The organism is Spirosoma endophyticum (assembly GCF_900112365.1).
In the GTDB taxonomy this organism is placed as follows: domain Bacteria; phylum Bacteroidota; class Bacteroidia; order Cytophagales; family Spirosomataceae; genus Spirosoma; species Spirosoma endophyticum.
Map to the genome: position 1 here is coordinate 376,750 of NZ_FOLQ01000003.1, position 18,810 is coordinate 395,559.

The following is an 18,810-nucleotide window of genomic DNA, read 5'->3' on the forward strand; positions in this document are numbered from 1 at the left end:
TGCTAATCGTGTAATGAATTCCTCTGTTCAACAGGAAGGTGAAACGGACTGGTGGTTGCGGCTTCTTGGCGGTGAACAGGACGCGTTGGCCTTTTTCTACGAGAAATATTCTGACTGGTTATTAAAATATGGTCTGTCTGTTTCCTATAACCGGGAGTTAGTGCAGGATTCTGTTCAGGAGCTTTTTATTCAAATCTGGAACCGACGTGAGAACCTGACCGTACCACAATCTGTCAAGTACTATCTCATGGCTTCGTTACGTCGAATCATTCTCAAAGACGTTCTGAAGGAAAGACTAACGACCGATATATTCCCTGATGATACGTTATCGCTGGAGCATCATCATCTACTTGATTTTGAGGAAATTGAAGAATCGAACGCTCATAAATTGCAAGCCGCCATTCGCGCCTTACCTCCCCGCCAGCAAGAGATAGTTTTCCTCCGCTTTTTCGAAAAGTTGAGTTACGAGGAGATAACGAACCTGACTGGACTCGACTATCAGGTGCTACGAAATACGATTCACCGCGCTATTAAAACACTCAGACAGACATTCATCAACAACATTGATTTGTTATTGCCTTTCTTTTTGCTTCTATATATATAATTGATTATCAGTAGTTTAAATTTTTTGTGATTTTTTTATAAAAATTTCCCTTTTTCAAAGGTTACAAAAATCACTTTCGCCTTTCTCTAAAAGTGTAATCCCACATTCAACCTCATTACTCATTTTTTGTGATGAACTACCTTCACTTCAACGAGGAAGATTTTGCCACCGATTATTTCTTTCAGCGATGGGTGCTTGAACACGACCTCGAAAGCGAATCATTCTGGCAAAACTGGCTTGCTGAAAATCCGGAGAAACGGCCAGTCGTTAAAAAAGCGCAGTGGCTGGTTCAGACAATTTCATTCGGCGAAACCTGGAGTCCGACCGAACGGGCAGCGATGTGGCAGACTATTCAGGCAAATATGAACCCAGCCGAAATGAATGAAACGCCTGTCGTTCCATTAGGGCGTGAGTCAGCATTGTCAAGACCTATGTGGCAACGATTTGGCTGGATGGCGGCTGCCAGTATTGCCGTATTGCTGGTGAGTTTTGGGCTGTTCTATTCCAACTGGCAAACCAAAGAAATTGAGACGGCTTTTGGGGAAATGCGGCAGGTGAAACTAGCCGACGGCTCGACTGTAACCCTAAATGCCAACTCAAAACTGAAGTTGTCGAACGACTTTTTAGAACAATCGACCCGCGAAGTCTGGATTGAAGGCGAAGCTTTTTTTGACGTAGCGAAGCGAACGGTAAATGGTAGCAAAGTTCCCTTTATCGTTCACGCTAACAAGTTGACAATTCAGGTGCTGGGGACTGCATTTAACGTAATTAACCGTCGGGAAAAAGTTGATGTTGCGCTGGAACACGGTTCTGTGAAAGTTATTGATGAGCAAAACGAGACGAATACTGTATTGCTCAAACCCAGCGAAAAAGTGAGTCAGGCCGCTGAAAAAGCGCCGTTGGTGAAACAGCCTGTGCAAATTGATGACTACACATCCTGGAAGGAAAAAGTTATTCTGTTTAAACAGAAGTCGTTGGTCGAGATTGCTGACATGATGAAAGACTTGTATAACATCGACGTAGTGATCGACAATCCGGCGCTGAAACAGGAAACTTTCACCAGTTCATTTCCCGCTGATTCGGCTGAGATTTTCTTCGACAAACTGGCCAAAATGTATCCCATTGACATTCATAAGGATGGAAAAGTCTTTCACCTGAAGTGATAAAAAAATCCCGCCCTTGCTGCGTGAGGTCTTGCCGGACGAGTTGCAGAAGGACGGGCGGAATCAATTGTAAACCCTAAACCTAGAAAAAGAATGTCTCAATCACTACGAGCAGTTCTGTTTTTTTTGCTGCTTCCGTGCCTCTTTTTGCTGTCAGACGCAGCCAGGGCCCAAACATTTGCGGCCAATTATCCGCAACCACCGTTTCAGGGCGAAGTAACATCTACCCGACTTTCGTTGAACGAAGCGCTGGCCGTACTGAGCAAGCATCACAAGGTCATTTTTGAGTTCAACGACAATCTACTGAAGAACAAAACAGTAGAGCGGAGCCTGTTGGAAAACAAGCAAAGTCTGGAAGGAAAATTAGAACGTATATTGATACCGTTCGGATTGAACTATGAGCGTTACGGCAAGAAATCCTATCTGATTTTTTCGCCAGGCAACGATAACCGGCCTGCGTCTGATGCAAAAACAACAGAGAAAGGGGTACTGAAAGCATCGGCTGACCAGGGGTTTTTGTATAATTCGCTGGAACTTAAGTCCGGACAGGATAACTATTTGAAATTGAGTGACATTCCGGTAAATCCAATCCAGATCGCCGATATTACCATTCAAGGGGCCGTTACCGATGATAAGGGAGAAGTCCTTCCGGGTGTGAGTATTCTATTAAAGGGGTCACAAAAAGGAACGACCACCGACGCGCAGGGACGTTACAAAATCGACGTACCCAATACGACTGCTACGTTGATTTTCAGCTTTGTCGGCTATTTATCGCAGGAAGTGAGCGTTGGCAACAAAAGCACGGTAGACGTGGTGCTTAAAGCCGACAACAAAACCCTCGACGAAATTGTGGTGGTTGGCTATGGTACGGTAAAGCGAAAAGATTTAACGGGTTCCGTTGGGTCAGTGAGTACGCAGGAAATCAAAGAATTAGCCGTAGCCCGTATTGATCAGGCACTGTTGGGGAAAGTGGCGGGTGTACAGGTAAAAACCGTTTCCGGCGATCCTGGCGCAGCGCCCCAGATCAAGATTCGGGGCATTGGTAGTATCTCGGCGGGTTCCAACCCCTTATACGTTGTCGATGGATTCCCGATTGATAATATTCAGACGCTGAACCCGAATGACGTGGAGAGCATGGATATTTTGAAAGATGCATCGGCAACTGCAATTTACGGCTCACGGGGTGCCAATGGCGTTATTATCATCAATACAAAGCGTGGGAAAACGGGGAAGGCAACCATCAGTTTCGATACGTATCACGGGTTTCAAAACGTATTGAAACGGCCTGAATTCCTGAATGCCAATCAACAAGCGCAGTATTACTTCGACGGCATTCGCAACCGGAATATTGATAACGGCAATAACGTATCGGGTCCGTTCACGGGCTGGGCGATTCCCGTGCCGCAGACAATTCAGGATGTGCTGTCCGGGAAAAATACGTACAACACGGATGCACTGGATGGCGTGTTACGTACCGCGCCACAAAGTCAGTATCAGCTATCGGCGTCGGGTGGTAGCGAAAACGTGAAATATGCGATCAGTGGCGAATACTTCAATCAGGAGGGTATTATCCTGAATAGCAACTTCAATCGGTATTCGTTGCGGGCCAATATTGATGCCAAACTCACGAACAAATTATCGGTTCGCATGAACTTCAATACGGCTTACACAGACGCTAAAGTCGTGACGGCCAGCGGCCCCGGTGGGGGCGATAATGACGGGATCATCGCGCAGGCAACTTCTGCCCAACCCTATTATCCGTTGTATAATTCCGATGGAAGCTACTTCGTTTACTCCAACCTCGATGCCTCGACGATTCTGTTAAATCCAGCCGCGCTGGCGCTGGAAATTCAGGGAAAACGAAAAGGTATGCGGGTATTGGGCAACGTGAACCTGGAGTACAAATTCACAGATGCCCTAAGCCTGAATGTGATGCTGGGCGCTACGTCCTATAACACCCGAGGGTCGCGTTTTAGACCGCAGATTCCGGCTTTCTACAATAATGCCGCCGTGGGTACCGACAGTTCCTCGAACACGCTAAACTGGCTTACAGAGTACACCGTGAATTACCGGAAAAGTTTTGGAAAACATAACGTAACGGGACTGGGGGGCTTCACGGTTCAGAAAGAAACGAATGAGTCAAGCTTCTTAGCCAGCAATCGGTATCCGAACAACTTAGTCCCTACGTTGAGCGCCGTTAGCGGTATTCTTACCGATGGGTCGTCGAATCTATATCAGTGGTCGTTGATTTCGTACCTGGCGAGGGTCAATTATAACTATAGCGATAAATACTACCTGACGGCGTCGATACGTACTGATGGATCGTCCCGTTTTGGGGGAAATAATAAATACGGCATATTCCCTTCTTTGGCACTGGCCTGGCGTATTTCGGATGAAAACTTCCTGAAAAGTGTCCAGAGTCTGAGCGAATTGAAGCTGCGGGTGAGCTACGGCGAAACGGGAAATAATAACATTGGTAATTACGAACACTACCCGACGATCAATTACGAAAAATATGACCTGGGCGGTGTCGCTATTGGCGGTTATGCGCCTGCTCGCCCGGCCAATCCGAACCTGACCTGGGAAAAACAGAAATCCTTCAACATCGGTCTTGACGCCAGCTTTTTCAACCGCCGGTTGAGTATGAACCTTGACCATTTTCAGGCCCGAAATACTGATTTGCTGCTGAATGTAAACGTGCCTGACATTACCGGATTCAGTACGGCTTTGCAGAATATTGGCGAAGTGAAAAATACGGGTTGGGAGTTTGTCCTCAGTACGTTGAACCTCCAGAATAAACTAGTCTGGTCGACGGATTTCAACATTTCGACCTACAAAAACAAGGTCGTTCGATTGGGTGTTCAGGGAGATCCTATTATTTCTGGCCGCAATATCACCATGATTGGACAGCCGATCGGGATGTTCTACGGTTTTTTGACCGATGGTATTTTTAAAACACAGGCCGATGTAGACAGAGGCCCGGTTTATAACCCCGGTGCTGCCGATCGTTCTCGGCCGGGCGACATTCGGTTTGTCGATGTGAGTGGTCCAAATGGCACACCCGATGGCATTATCAACAACTATGACAACACGATTATCGGTACGCCATACCCGGATTTCTACTACGGCATGACCAACCGGTTTTCCTACAAAAACATAAGCCTGAGCATCAACCTGCAGGGTAGTAGTGGGAGTGAAGTCATCAGCACCGCCCGGAACATTACGCTACTCACCCGGTCGCGCAGCCGGACATTGTCTTCACAGGCAAATTACTGGAAATCAGAACAGGACCCCGGCGATGGTGTGACCCCCCGGCCGAACGATGCCCCAACAGGCGGCATTCGTCTGGCCAACCAACGCTACGTTGATACCGGTACGTACCTACGCATCAACAACATCACGCTTAGCTATCAATTACCCAGTGAACTGGTCAAGAAACTGTCCCTGAGTTCGATCCGGGTTTATACCAGTGCGAATAACCCGTTTCTGTTCACGAAAAATACGTCCTTCAATCCTGATGTCAGCAATACCGATAACGCGCTCACACCGGGTATCGATTTGAATAACTACCCACTGGCTAAAAGCTTCCTGTTTGGGTTAAATGTCACTTTTTGATGTCAATTAGCCTGCAAAAAACTACGACGATGAAAAAGATAGTTAGCCTTTTCGCATTGACATCGCTCCTGATGGTGTCGTGCAGTAAAGATTTTATTGAAATACCGCCCGTGTCGACCGTAAGCGTTGATGCGTTGTACAAAACAGACAAAGATTTTCAGGATGCAGTGGTGGCTACGTATAATACGTTACAGACGCAGTATCAGGATTTCTGGATATTTGGTGATGCCCGTGGCGATGACTCCCGGCAGGAAGTCGTTAAAACAGACCCCTGGTATTTCTCGGATGCCTTCATCCTGAGCAGCGATAACGATTTGCTGAGAACGACCTGGCGTAACTACTACAACATCATCAACCGAACGAACACGATTCTGACCAAAATCGGAAGTGCCGATGCGGCTGTTGTCCCCAACAAAGCACGGCATATTGCTGAAGCTAAGTTTTTGCGGGCGTTTGCGTATTTCGATCTGGTCAGAATATTCGGAGATGTCCCGCTGTTGACCAAGCCCGTGGCGACGGCTGAGGCTTATACGCAGGCTCGCGAAAAGGCCGACAAAATTTACGATGAGTTGATTATTAAGGACTTACTGGATGCCGAAAATGGCCTACCGGTAAAATATACCGGTGCCGATGTTGGGCGGGCCACGAAAGGAGCGGCCAAAGCGATCTTAGGGCGCGTTTATATGACCCGCAAAGATTTCGTGAAGGCTGAAGCTAAATTACAGGAAGTCACTACGTTAGGCTACTCGCTTTTAGCCAGCTATACTGACCTGTTTGTCTATACAAAAGACGAACATCACAGCGAGTACATCTTTGATATTGAATATGAAGAAGGTATCGGCGAAGGCAGCGTTTTTACGAACCGGTTTTTCCCGAACTCAGCCGCAATGGCCGATGTCTTTGGCGTGAAAGGTGGCCTGACGGAGACAAACTCGCCTTCGCCCGCTTTGTTCGCCCTGTTTACGGTTGACGATAAGCGCAAAGACATTACGGTACAAAAGGATTTCTTTCTCGATAGAAACGGCAATCCGGTCAAACTCCCGTCTGCTACGTCGCAGGCTTACACCAAAAAATACATTACTCCGGTGGGAACGGCCAACGATAGCCGGGCGAACTGGAAAGTGATACGTTACGCCGACGTGCTGCTGATGTATGCCGAAGCCCTGAATGAAAACGGTAAAACCGCTCAGGCTCTTCCTTTTATCAATCAGGTTCGTACAAGGGCTGGACTGGCTGCCCTGAGCAATCTCACAAAAGATGAGTTACGGGAGAAAATTTATGTGGAGCGTCGGCTGGAACTATCCTTTGAAGGGGTTCGCTGGTTCGATCTGGTCAGAACAGGACGGGCGTTCGATACCCTGAAATCGCTTGGCATGAAAGACTACATGACGGTTTTCGCCATTCCACTGGGCCAGGTTCAACTGATTAATAACCGAACCTTATTTCCGCAAAATCCGGGATATGAGTAAGTAATAGACCTGTTGATTCTGGCAAACAATAGATTTCAGAAGCCTCATTCCCAATGACCTAACGTGGGCTTTTATGCTCACACATACTTATGGAAAGAAGAAATTTCATTAAAACCACGGGCCTCATCGGAGGTGCTTACGCGCTGTCGGTTCCTGCTGCGCTGGCAACTACATCGTCCCTAACCAATAGCGTAGCGCCGGAAGCCACATTCTGGCTCGACGGGCCAATGCGCTGGGCACAACTTGCCTTTGTGGAACGCGATCCCGGCCACTACGATCCTGATTTCTGGCTCAACTACTTCAAAAAAATTCATGCCGATGGGGCGCTGTTAAGTGCCGGTGGTATTGTAGCCTTTTACCCGACAAAAATTCCGCTCCATCATCGCAGTGATTTTATGGGCAATTCCGATACGTTGGGCTACCTGGTGGAGGGCTGCAAAAAACAGGGCATGAAGATCATGCTACGTACCGACCCCCATGCTGCCCGGCAGGATGTATACGACGCTCACCCCGACTGGATTGCTGTAACCGTAGATGGAAAGCCTCGTCGTCACTGGGCGAATCCGGATTTGTGGGTCACCTGCGCGCTAGGGCCTTATAATTTTGATTTTATGACGCAGGTGAATCAGGAAATCATGGAGAAATTCCAGCCCGAAGGCATTTTCTCGAATCGCTGGCATGGGCATGACATCTGCTACTGCGAACACTGCAAAACCAATTTCAAAGCGGCTTCGGGCCTGGAATTGCCCAAGGCCGCCGACAAACTCGATCCAACGTACCGGAAATGGGCCGACTGGAAAATGAAACGCCTGCGGGAAGTTTGGTCGGTATGGGATGCGGGTATTCGCAAACAAAAACCGTCGGCCCGCTTCATTCCCAACGGTTTCCCGGATAAAGTCATGACGGGTAAAGAAGCCGATCTGTTCTTCGCTGATCAGCAGGCGCGAAAGGGATTGACGGCACCATGGGCGAATGGGAAAGGGGCCAAAGAACTCCGTTCGACGCTGGGCCTGAAACCGCTGATTGGCATTTTTAGCGTGGGTATCGAAGAGGAATACCGCTGGAAGGATTCGGTACAGAGTGACGCCGAAATCCGGATTTGGGTGGCCGAAGGAACCGCCAACGGTATGCGTCCCTGCTTTGTAAAATTCGGTGGTGACATCTACGACAAACGGTGGATGGAGTCTGTTGCCAAACTTTACGAAGGCTACTACAAAAATGAGAAATACCTGCGTAACACGGCACCCATGGCGCGTGTTGGCGTCATGTATTCGGAGCAAACCGACCGCAATTACGGCGGAAAACCCTGGCAGCAAAAAAGCAGTGACCACTTAGACGGCGTTTACCATAACCTTGTCGAGAGTCGGATTCCGTTCGACATGGTAAACGATCGGTTGCTGACGCCCGAAGATCTGAAGCGATTTAAGTTGCTGATTCTGCCCAACATTGCCGCTCTTTCTGACGCCCAATGCAAACAAATACAGGCGTTTGTGGCCAATGGCGGCAGCATTGTTTCGACTTTCGAAACATCGCTTTACGATGAAGAAGGCAAACAACGGGCTGATTTTGGGCTGGCCAGTTTATTTGGCGTTTCGTATGATCAGAAAGTAGAAGGACCGCTACGTAACAGCTATCTTCAGCTACGTAACGATGCCAAAAACAGCCAGACGCAACTGATCCTGAAAGGACTGGATGATACGCCCCGTATCATCAACACGATTTATAAAGTCAATGTAAAACCAACGGCTAACGCTACGTTCCCCAGCCCAATTACGCTCATTCCTACGTACCCTGATTTGCCAATGGAGGATGTCTATCCACGGGTAGCGGAAACCGATACACGCGAACTGTATCTACGGCAGGTTGGCAAAGGCAGGGTGGCCTATATTCCCGGCGATCTGGACCGTTCGTTCTGGCAGATGCTAGGCGTTGATCATGGGCAACTGCTGAGCAATGTGATCAACTGGGCACTTGATGAGGAACCCATTGCTGCGGTAACTGGACCGGGCGTGATTGATGTCAATGTATGGCGTCAGGATAAGTCGATGACCGTCCACTTGGTAAACCTGACCAACCCCATGATGATGAAAGGGCCTTTCCGGGAGTTGATTCCCGTTGAAGCCCAGGTTTCGGTACAGGTTCCGGTGGGGGCAAAAGTTACCGGGGTGAAGCTACTTATGAGTGGGCAAAGCCCTAAATTTGAGCTTAAAGGCGGAAAAGTGACTGTAAACGTGCCCAAAATTCTCGATCACGAGATTGTCGCACTGGATTTGGCGTAACGTAATGGTTTATGGTGTGGTATCGGGCTCTTAAATCTGATATCACACCATCCTCATAGAACCGTAATTTTTCATTAACTGAATACACCTCATGGTCTGGAAACAAGTTATTGATCCATTTAACAGTATCGCTTTATCCGTACTAGTGGCGGCCGTGCCTATCCTGTTCATTTTCTGGGCGCTGATCATCAAAAAAATGAAGGGGTATCAGGCCAGTTTGATCGCTACCGGCCTGGCCATGATCATTGCCATTGTGGTCTATGGAATGCCCGTAAAACTGGCCCTATTATCGGCGACGCATGGCGCGGTATACGGCTTGTTTCCTATTTGCTGGCTGGTGCTGATGGCCGTTTTTCTCTTCAATGTTACCGTGAAGAGCGGCCAGTTCGAGATCATTAAATTTTTTATGGCCTCCATTACGTCCGACCGGCGGTTGCAGGCGTTGTTGATTGCCTTTTCGTTCGGGTCGTTTCTGGAGGGTACCGCTGGATTTGGGGCGCCCGTTGCCATCACAGCGGCCATGCTTGTTGGACTGGGATTCAATCCGCTCTATGCGTCTGGTATTTGTCTGATTGCTAATACGGCACCGGTTGCGTTTGGATCTATTGGTATTCCCATTACAGTGGCTTCGCAGGTATCAGGTATTCCAGAATTGCCGATTTCGCAGATGGTAGGACGGACGTTACCGATTTTGTCGATTATGTTGCCTTTCTATCTGGTTACCATCATTGCCGGATTCAAAAAAGCCCAGGAAATATGGCCTGCCGTACTGGTGTCGGGTATCTCATTCGCTTTCCTGCAGTATTTCTCCTCGAACTTTCTGGGACCAGCGTTACCCGACGTTATTGCCGGTCTTGGTTCGATTGTGTGCCTGATGGCCTTCCTAAGGGTCTGGAAACCTAAAACGGTCTGGCGTTTTGCCAATGAACCCGCTGCTACGTTCAATCCTGATATCAGCTACACAAATGGGCAGTTTATCCGGGCTTGGTCGCCCTTTATTGTCCTGACGATCATGGTCATAGCCTGGGGTGTACAACCGATTAAGGACGTACTGAATGCGTCCGGGATGGCTCAGTTTGAATTCCCGGGACTACACAACGCCATTCAGGGCGAAGACGGGAATCTGTTGCCCAAGCTCTTTAAGTTCAATTACTTATCGGCGGCTGGAACGGCCATTATGATTGCGGGTCTGATCGCCATTCCGCTGGTGGGACTAACATATCGGGAAGGCTTAAACGTGTTTGGGGCTACGTTAAATCAGCTCAAGTTCCCGATCCTTACGATTGCTGCGGTATTAGCGTTCGCTTATATTCTGAATGATTCCGGCATTACGCTTACACTGGCCGAAGTACTTGCCAATACGGGCTTCCTGTTCCCATTTTTTGCGCCTGTCCTAGGTTGGTTGGGCGTGTTCATTACCGGCTCCGATACATCGGCCAATGCGTTGTTTAGCAAACTTCAATACGCGACGGCCCAATCCATTGGCGTTGATCCGGTCGTGACCGTGGCTGCCAATATATCAGGCGGGGTTGTAGGTAAAATGATTTCGCCACAATCCATCGCCGTAGCCGCAGCCGCAGGTAATCTGGTGGGTAAAGAATCGGAGCTGTTCCGGTTCACAGTGAAGCACAGTTTCTACATGCTGATTTTTATCTGTTTCATTGTACTGGCGCAGGCCTACGTAGTGAAATGGATAATTCCCGTCTACGAAATGCTCGGTAGTAAGAAAGCAACCGCTTTGCCTGATCTCACGAAAGGCTACACCTATCTGTTGATTTTGGGCGTATTGTTAGCCGTTATCGCCACGACGATTATGGCCACCGCTAAAAAGAAAGAACCAACTCCTGATTTAGTCAATTAACGTTTGCCCCCTCAATAAGCATGAACGCTCCGCTTTGCAATTACATGAAAGTTGGTCTGGTTCATTTCATGGCGTTTCCTGAAACCATGAAAGGCGAAGGCCCAGTGCTGGAAACCATTAAAAAAGTTGTGCTGGATACGTATTTCGATGCTATAGAAATTACTACAGTTAAAGATTCCGACGTTCGGAAGAAAGTAAAAAACCTGCTGGAATCGTCGCATATGACGGTTGCGTATGCCGCACAACCCCGCTTGTTGACCACGGGCCTCAATCTGAACGACACCAACGAAGAAGGCCGCCAACGGGCGCTCGCGAATGTAAAAGAAGGCATCGACGAAGCCTATGAAATTGGTGCTACAGGCTATTCATTTCTGAGCGGCAAATACGACGAAGCCCGCAGAGAGGAAGCTTTCGACCTGCTCGTAAAATCGACGAATGAAATCTGCGCGTACACCAAAAGCAAAGGTGACATGAAGGTTTCGCTGGAAGTGTTTGATTACGATGTCGATAAACGATCGCTGATTGGTCCGGCTGATTTGGCGTTACGTTATGTTCAGGAAGTTCGGAAAGAGCACGATCATTTCGGGCTGATGGTCGATTTGAGCCATATTCCGCTGATTCACGAAACAATTGAAGAGTCGCTGTTGCCCGTGAAAGAGTATATCACCCACGCCCACATTGGCAACTGTGTCGTCAAAAGCCCGGACATGCCCGCTTATGGCGACGTTCATCCGCGCTTTGGTTTCCCGAACGGCGAAAACGACGTAGCGGAAGTGACGCATTACCTGAAAGTGCTGCTGGACATCGGCTATTTGAATACCGAAAACCCGCCGATCGTCAGCTTTGAAGTGAAGCCGTTTGGCGATGAAGACCCGGATGTCGTTATTGCCAACGCAAAACGCACCCTGAATGCCGCCTGGGCGAAAGTGTAAGAGTGACCTCACCCCCAACCCCTCTTCTGTTTTAGGAGAGGGGTTGGGGGTGAGGTGAACTACTGAAATTTATAAAACAAGAAAAATTCAACGATGAAGATTGTCGTATTAGATGGTTATACGCTGAATCCCGGCGACTTATCCTGGGACGGTTTGGAGAAGCTGGGTGACGTAACGGTGTACGACCGGACCCCCGCCGATAACGTGGTGGAGCGGGCGCAGGATGCCGAAATCGTTTTCACCAACAAAACGCCACTGGGAGAGGATATTTTAGCCCAGTTGCCCAAACTAAAATTCATTGGCGTTCTGGCTACCGGCTATAACATTATCAATACGGACGTAGCGAAAAAGAACGGTGTCATTGTCAGCAACGTGCCGGGCTATGGTACCGCGTCGGTGGTTCAGTTGACGTTTGCGCTGCTGCTCGAACTGACCCAACACGTTAAGCATCACAGTGATGCAGTTCGAGAAGGGAAATGGGCGAAGTCGATCGACTGGTGTTTTTGGGACTATCCGCTGGTTGAGCTGGAAGGTAAAACAATGGGAATTATTGGTTTTGGCAGCATTGGGGAGAAAGTTGCCGACATTGCTACTGCCTTTGGTATGAACGTTATCGGTTCCAAACGAAATCGTACCGATCAGTCGCACCGGAAGAATTTCAAGTGGGCCAAGATCCCCGAACTACTGGCCGAATCGGACGTCGTGAGCATTCATACGCCGTTAGTGCCTGAAACACAGGGGCTCATAAACAAGGAAAATTTGGCCCTGATGAAACCCTCGGCGTTTCTGCTAAATACGTCCAGAGGTCCCATTATCGTGGATCAGGATCTGGCCGATGCGCTGAACAACGGCGTTATTGCCGGCGCGGGCATTGATGTCTTATCCAAAGAACCACCCAACGCCGATAATCCGCTGTTTACCGCAAAAAACTGCTTGATCACCCCGCACATTGCCTGGGCAACGTTGGAAGCCAGAACCCGGTTAATGGCCATTACGGTCGATAACCTGGCTGCATTTATGGATGGGAAACCCGTTAACGTAGTCAATAAGTAAGTACAACTGCTTATAGAAATTACCCTAATCGGACGTTTGTTCGCTTCCCGGCGAGCGAATGCCCTGGTCCTCGTATTGTGCCTTTTTTTGCCTAAAACCAGTTGCCTAAACCATGAAATCTAGCTACTATTTCGTTCTCCTTACTACGTTGTTTCTGGCTTCAGGAACGGTATTCGGGCAAACGCCATCGCCCAAAGTGGCAACCGTTAATCTGTCGAAAATCGATCCGGGTAGTTATGATGGGAGCTGGTGGAATCGGACGCCGGTTCGGTTAATTCAGACCAACCTGCGCGAAACAGACGCACTGATGAATACCGATGCGTATGTACAATCGATGGTGGATGCGTCCGCGAACGTAGTGATGCTGAACGTGGGCGGCATTGTGGCGAACTATCCCACCAAACTTGATTACCATTTCAGGAATCAATTCATGAAAGATGGTGATCTGGTGGGCGATCTGGTGAAAAAACTTCATGCAAAAGGCATCAAAGTGATTGGCCGTTTTGATTTCAGCAAAATCAATGAAATATACGCCGAAAAGAAACCCGAATGGCTGTATGTAGGCACCAACGGAAAGCATGTCCATTTCAACGGGCAGGTGCACACATGCCCCAACGGCGGTTATCAGCAGGAATACGGCTTCGAGATATTGAAAGAGGCCATTACGAAGTATCCGCTCGATGGGATTTTCTTCAATATGATCGGCTACACGACGTCGGATTATAGCGGAACGTATCATGGAATCTGTCAGTGCGATAACTGTAAAAAACGCTTTCAGACCGAAACGGGAATGACGCTGCCCGTGAAAGCCGACATGAACGATCCGGTCTTCCGACGCTACAATACGTTCAAAAAGACCACCGCCGATGAGCTTTTCTACAAAATTGGTGACTACGTTAAAAAGCTGAATCCGAATCTGATTGTCAATACGTATGCCGATGCGGGCGTCGATATGATTCGCGATGAATCAAGTTCCTGGCTAACGGATGATTACGAATGGAATTACTCCGGCACCGACCACGTAAAACGCGTTTTAGGCTCCTACAAAGACAAGACACCGAGCAACGTTTTCATTTACTTTATCGCCATTCCCTTTAGGCACACCGCTACGTCGCCCAACATTGGCCGGGTGTGGTTGCTGGGCAACATGCTCAATGGTGCACCACTCGATTTTAACGTCATTGGTACGTTGGTTAATCAGGACGACCGCGTATTTATTCCTATTCTGAACGACCTCTACGGCTTTCATAAAAAGAACGAGAAACTGTTCACGAATCTTAAACCGGTTAGCCACGTTGGACTCATTAAAGGCGCCGAAAAAGAGTATCGGGGGATGATCAAGCTACTTTCCGAGGAGCACATTATGTACGATATCATCGAGCCATTGACGATTGGCAGCAAATCGGCACCGCGATCCTTGCAGGAATACGATGCCCTGATTCTGGGCGATCTTCCCAATATGTCAGATCTGTTGATCGCTCAACTTGATGAGTATGTACAAAAAGGTGGGAAATTGCTGGCAACGGGTTTCAGCTCAACGAACGACGAAACGGGTAAGCCGATGCAAAAAATCCGGCTTAAATCGCTGGGTGTTGCACCCGAATACGAATTGTTTCCCAGAGCGAATTCGACCTATCTGCAGGTATCAGCCAGTGATAAAAAAACCTTGGGGACAGATACGTTCAAAGACCTCGATCTGGTCATGATGTATTCCGATTTTATGAAATGTAAAATCAGCGGTCAGGCTCAACATTACATGAAACTCGTGCCTACCGTTCGGTTTGGCCCACCTGAGAAATCATATTTTACCGACGCCGAGATTACCGATGCGCCCGGTCTAATCAGCAATACGTACGGGAAAGGCCAAACTGTTTTCATTCCGTGGCGGCTGGGTTCGCAGTACGAGTTCAAAGGCAATCATGCGCATCGGGCACTTTTTGTATCAGCCTTGCAAAACGTGCTTCAAACGCCCGGTTCGATTAAGACCAATGCGTCGCCCCTCATCGAAATGACGCACATGACCAATCGGAACGGCGCGTTTGAATGGATCGGGATGATCAACCATTCGGGGCAGGTTGGCGCATCGTTACGGGAGCCAATTCCCATTCAAAACACAACTGTTCGGTTCAAGCCCGCCAAACCCGTTAAGCAGCTCAAACTGATGCGGTCGGGTAGTGAATTGAAATTCACGCAAAGCAACGGCTGGGTAGAGTGCGTCGTGCCGAACGTAGCGGATTTTGAAATGCTGGTTTGTCTCTATCAGTAGTACGTCTAACTAATCGCTCAAAAAAGTATTTTTGCCCACTCCTTTCGCTATTATGAAAACAATCCGTGTCCTCATTGCCCCCAATGCGTTTAAACACAGTCTTAATGCCACAGACGTAGCCCTTGCCATTCAGGAGGGATTACAGAAAAGTAACCTTGACTGCGTTTGCGAATGCTTTCCGGTCGGCGATGGGGGGGATGGCACGGGTGAGTTAATGATCAAAAAACACAACGGCTTGCTCATTTCGGCCGAAGTAAACGACCCGTTTGACCGAAAAATTACCTCATCGTTTGGGTTGGTCAATGAGGGCGAAACGGCGGTTATCGAAATGGCGAATGCGTCGGGGCTTCATCTGGTAAAACACGAAGACTTAAATCCACTACGGGCTACGTCGTTCGGTACCGGCGAATTGATGAAGCTGGCGCTGGATAAAGGCGTCACCCAGTTCGTGCTGGCCATTGGTGGGTCGGCTACAGTCGATGGGGGCACGGGCATTTTGCGGGCGCTGGGCATCCGGTTTTTAGACGCGGCTGGTCGCGAACTGACGGCCCCCGAAACACTGACAGAACTCGCTAAAATTGATGTTTCCGGACTTGATCAGCGGATTTTGGGTTGTGATATAAACATCCTCTGCGATGTCGACAATACGTTGATCGGTGAACACGGGTCGGCGGCTGTTTTTGGGCCTCAAAAAGGAGCAACGCCCGAAGGCGTCAAAATACTGGATGCCAGTTTGAGCAAGTTCGCCGACGTCGCGTTGTCCCAGACAGGCATTGACATGACGACCGTTATTCACGGCGGAGCTGCAGGCGGTGTCGCTGCGGGACTTTACACATTCCTGAATGCGAAACTTGTCAATGGCATTGATTTCTTTCTGGCGTTCACGGGTTTCGATGACGCCGTCGCTAAGGCAGATATTGTCATTACCGGCGAAGGTAGCATCGATGAACAAACGCTGCACGGAAAAGGCCCATATGGCGTAGCGTATCAGGCAAAACAAAAAAATCTACCCGTAATCGGCATTGCAGGCAAAATTCCGCTGGAACAAAACGATAAATTAAATCAATATTTCGACGTATTATTGGCTATTGGCAATGGGCCTGCGGACATAACGACGGCCCTGAAATACGCCAGGGAAAACTTGGTACGTACCGCCTGGCAAGTCGGTAATCTGTTGGCCGTTAAGCCATAGTTCGTTGGCAAACCTGTTAACGGGAACCTATTTCAGGCGCTAAACTCCTCAAACCATGTCTACGCTGTCTAAACGACAATTTTTGAAAAGTATCGTTGGCGCGACGACCCTGTCGGTGGGGGACTGGCCCGATTTGAACGAAGCCCTGGCGCAGGTCAGGCACGTATCATCTGCAGAATTGGCGACGAAAGAGGATTTTTGGGCTACTATTCGGACGGCTTACCCCGTCACCAACGATTTTATTCAACTCGAAAATGGCTACTATTCCTTGGCGGCACAGCCCGTGATGGATAGCTATCTGCAACACATTCGAGACATAAACAGCGTGTCGTCCTATTACATGCGGACGCGGCAGTTCAGCGACAAACGGGAATCCCAAACGAAACTGGCGGCCTTGTTAGGCTGCTCGCCCGACGAGCTGATTATTACCCGAAACACCACCGAATCGCTGGACACGGTCATTGGTGGACTACCCTGGAAAGCGGGCGACGAAGCCGTCATGGCCGAGCAGGATTACGGCGCCATGCTTGATATGTTCCGGCTTCAGGCCCGTCGGCACGGAATTGTAAACCGGGTTATTTCGCTGCCCAACCACCCAAAATCTGACGCGGAAATAGTCAATTTATACGAGAAAGCCATTACATCCAAAACGCGGTTGCTGATGGTTTGCCACATGGTGAACATCACAGGGCAGATTTTGCCGGTTCGTCAGATCGTCGAAATGGCGCACAAACACAACGTTGAGGTGTTGGTCGATGGTGCCCACGCGTTTGGGCAGTTGGCATTTACGCTCCCCGACCTCGGCGGCTGCGATTACTATGCCAGCAGTCTGCATAAATGGCTCGGTACGCCCCTTGGCGCAGGCCTGCTGTATGTGCGTAAGGACAAAATTGAACCTCTGTGGCCCCTGTTTGCCGACAGCAGCGTTCCCGATGACGATATTCGGAAGCTGAATCATACGGGTACACATCCGGTGGCTACGGATCTGGCCATTCAGGATGCGATCAAATTTCACGAAGGCATTGGCATTGAGCGCAAAGAAGCCCGACTGCGGTACCTGCAACGCTACTGGACCGATCGGGTACGTAACAATCCCAATATACTACTCAATACGTCCGAAACGCCTACGCGTTCCTGCGCCATCGCCAACGTGGGCGTAAAGGGAAAAGCGCCCGCTGAACTGGCTAAGCTCCTGTTTGACAGGTATAAAATTTTTACTGTAGCCATTGATGGGGCCAATGTACATGGCGTACGCGTGACACCGCATTTATACACAACCACCGCCGAATTAGACCAATTCGTAAAGGCGCTAAAGGAACTGGCGGGCTAAAAAATAGCCTGGATTTTTCCGGCGATGCATCAATAAGTCAGATTTCAGCGTACTGAACGTAGTGGTCTATTCGTTTTTTGTGTAGTTTACCAACACTTATCCTGTTTTTTACTTTGACTCATTAAAATTCAACTGATTATGAAGCGTTACGTATATGTACTTTGCTTGGCTATTGCATTTGCTGGACTATCATCCTGTAGTAAAAATAATGACCCTGAACCTGTTTCACCCGTAGTAGGACGATGGGAGTTAAACAGAGGGTTGTTAAGTGGTTTCTTGGCCCCAAATACAAACATTAATGGTGCAGGGATAGATCTTTACAATTACGATTTTGGCTCTTATTCATCAAGAATTGATATTCGTACAGATAAATCATTTCTTGATAATATTAAATCAGACGGTGGTGTTGGTGATGCTACGGGCACTTGGGATTATACAAACACCTCGTTAACATTAAATTATGACAATGGTGATAAAGAAACTTACACCTATAGCTCTAATAAAGGCATAGAAGAACTTACTTCTACAACTTCGGATATTACTTTACCTATTAGTAGTACGTCAACAGCAGCAGGTAAGCTTCAATATGTTTATAGAAAATAAATTGATTTATATGCCTGTTATTGCGAACTCCGCAGCGTAATTAGTATGATTTTATGAAAAGACCGATGAACCCCATCGGTCTTTTTTTATGCCTGCTTCGTATTAAAAAGTCTATTTGTTCTTGCTTACTGGAAACAATCGCCTTACCTCCACGCGCTACGTATCTACTGTTTTCAACTCGTTAACTTTCTCGCATAACAATGTAGTAATGGCTCGTTTGACCAGGCCTCATTTACCGTTCACTAAATTGCCAATAGGGATGTATTGGAACCCAAGTGAAATTTTTTCTATTGATAATGATCTTGAAAAAGCTATATAAATTTGTGAATACGAAAAATATCAAAATAAATTAAAAGGTGTTTTTCTTAAGGAATGCATCTCTTTGTTGCCATTAATTCGTACTTTCACAAAACCCTATCTACTAGGGAGTTATATTGTACTTT

At 48.2% G+C, this 18,810-nt stretch carries 12 protein-coding genes; all 12 read left to right on the forward strand.

Features of this window, described 5'->3' with window-relative positions:
* The first annotated feature begins 13 nt into the window (after nt 1–13).
* The 12 genes from BM202_RS10630 to BM202_RS10685 all read left to right on the forward strand — a co-directional run bounded on the left by BM202_RS10630 (nt 14) and on the right by BM202_RS10685 (nt 18,367).
* Complete coding sequence (locus tag BM202_RS10630) at nt 14–604, forward strand: RNA polymerase sigma factor (protein WP_177236556.1); 591 nt, start codon at nt 14–16, stop codon at nt 602–604.
* 131 nt (nt 605–735) lie between these two features.
* Nucleotides 736–1,767: a FecR domain-containing protein gene (locus BM202_RS10635; protein WP_093825746.1), complete on the forward strand. Its 1,032-nt coding sequence runs from the start codon at nt 736–738 to the stop codon at nt 1,765–1,767.
* 93 nt (nt 1,768–1,860) lie between these two features.
* Nucleotides 1,861–5,382, forward strand: a complete 3,522-nt coding sequence (locus tag BM202_RS10640; RefSeq protein WP_093825748.1) for a SusC/RagA family TonB-linked outer membrane protein — start codon at nt 1,861–1,863, stop codon at nt 5,380–5,382.
* A gap of 29 nt (nt 5,383–5,411) precedes the next feature.
* Entirely contained in the window at nt 5,412–6,851 is a 1,440-nt protein-coding gene (locus tag BM202_RS10645; RefSeq protein WP_093826277.1) for a RagB/SusD family nutrient uptake outer membrane protein, read from the forward strand.
* An 89-nt stretch (nt 6,852–6,940) separates the two neighbouring features.
* Nucleotides 6,941–9,130, forward strand: coding sequence for an alpha-amylase family protein (locus BM202_RS10650; protein ID WP_093825750.1), 2,190 nt, complete (start codon nt 6,941–6,943; stop codon nt 9,128–9,130).
* A gap of 91 nt (nt 9,131–9,221) precedes the next feature.
* Nucleotides 9,222–10,991, forward strand: coding sequence for an L-lactate permease (locus tag BM202_RS10655; protein ID WP_093825752.1), 1,770 nt, complete (start codon nt 9,222–9,224; stop codon nt 10,989–10,991).
* A gap of 20 nt (nt 10,992–11,011) precedes the next feature.
* Nucleotides 11,012–11,923 carry a sugar phosphate isomerase/epimerase family protein gene (locus BM202_RS10660; RefSeq protein WP_093825754.1) on the forward strand — a complete coding sequence of 304 codons (912 nt, stop codon included), beginning with the start codon at nt 11,012–11,014 and terminating at the stop codon, nt 11,921–11,923.
* A gap of 93 nt (nt 11,924–12,016) precedes the next feature.
* The gene (locus tag BM202_RS10665; RefSeq protein ID WP_093825756.1) at nt 12,017–12,976 is read left to right on the forward strand and encodes a D-2-hydroxyacid dehydrogenase; all 960 of its coding nucleotides are present in this window, start codon (nt 12,017–12,019) and stop codon (nt 12,974–12,976) included.
* 112 nt (nt 12,977–13,088) lie between these two features.
* Entirely contained in the window at nt 13,089–15,242 is a 2,154-nt protein-coding gene (locus BM202_RS10670) for a hypothetical protein (protein WP_093825758.1), read from the forward strand.
* Between the two features lie 52 nt (nt 15,243–15,294).
* A complete protein-coding gene (locus tag BM202_RS10675; protein ID WP_093825760.1) occupies nt 15,295–16,434 on the forward strand; it encodes a glycerate kinase in 1,140 nt (379 codons plus the stop codon).
* 55 nt (nt 16,435–16,489) lie between these two features.
* Nucleotides 16,490–17,764 (forward strand): aminotransferase class V-fold PLP-dependent enzyme, encoded by a 1,275-nt coding sequence (locus BM202_RS10680; protein ID WP_093825762.1) that lies wholly within the window; start codon nt 16,490–16,492, stop codon nt 17,762–17,764.
* Between the two features lie 138 nt (nt 17,765–17,902).
* Entirely contained in the window at nt 17,903–18,367 is a 465-nt protein-coding gene (locus BM202_RS10685; protein ID WP_093825764.1) for a hypothetical protein, read from the forward strand.
* Nucleotides 18,368–18,810 lie beyond the last annotated feature (443 nt).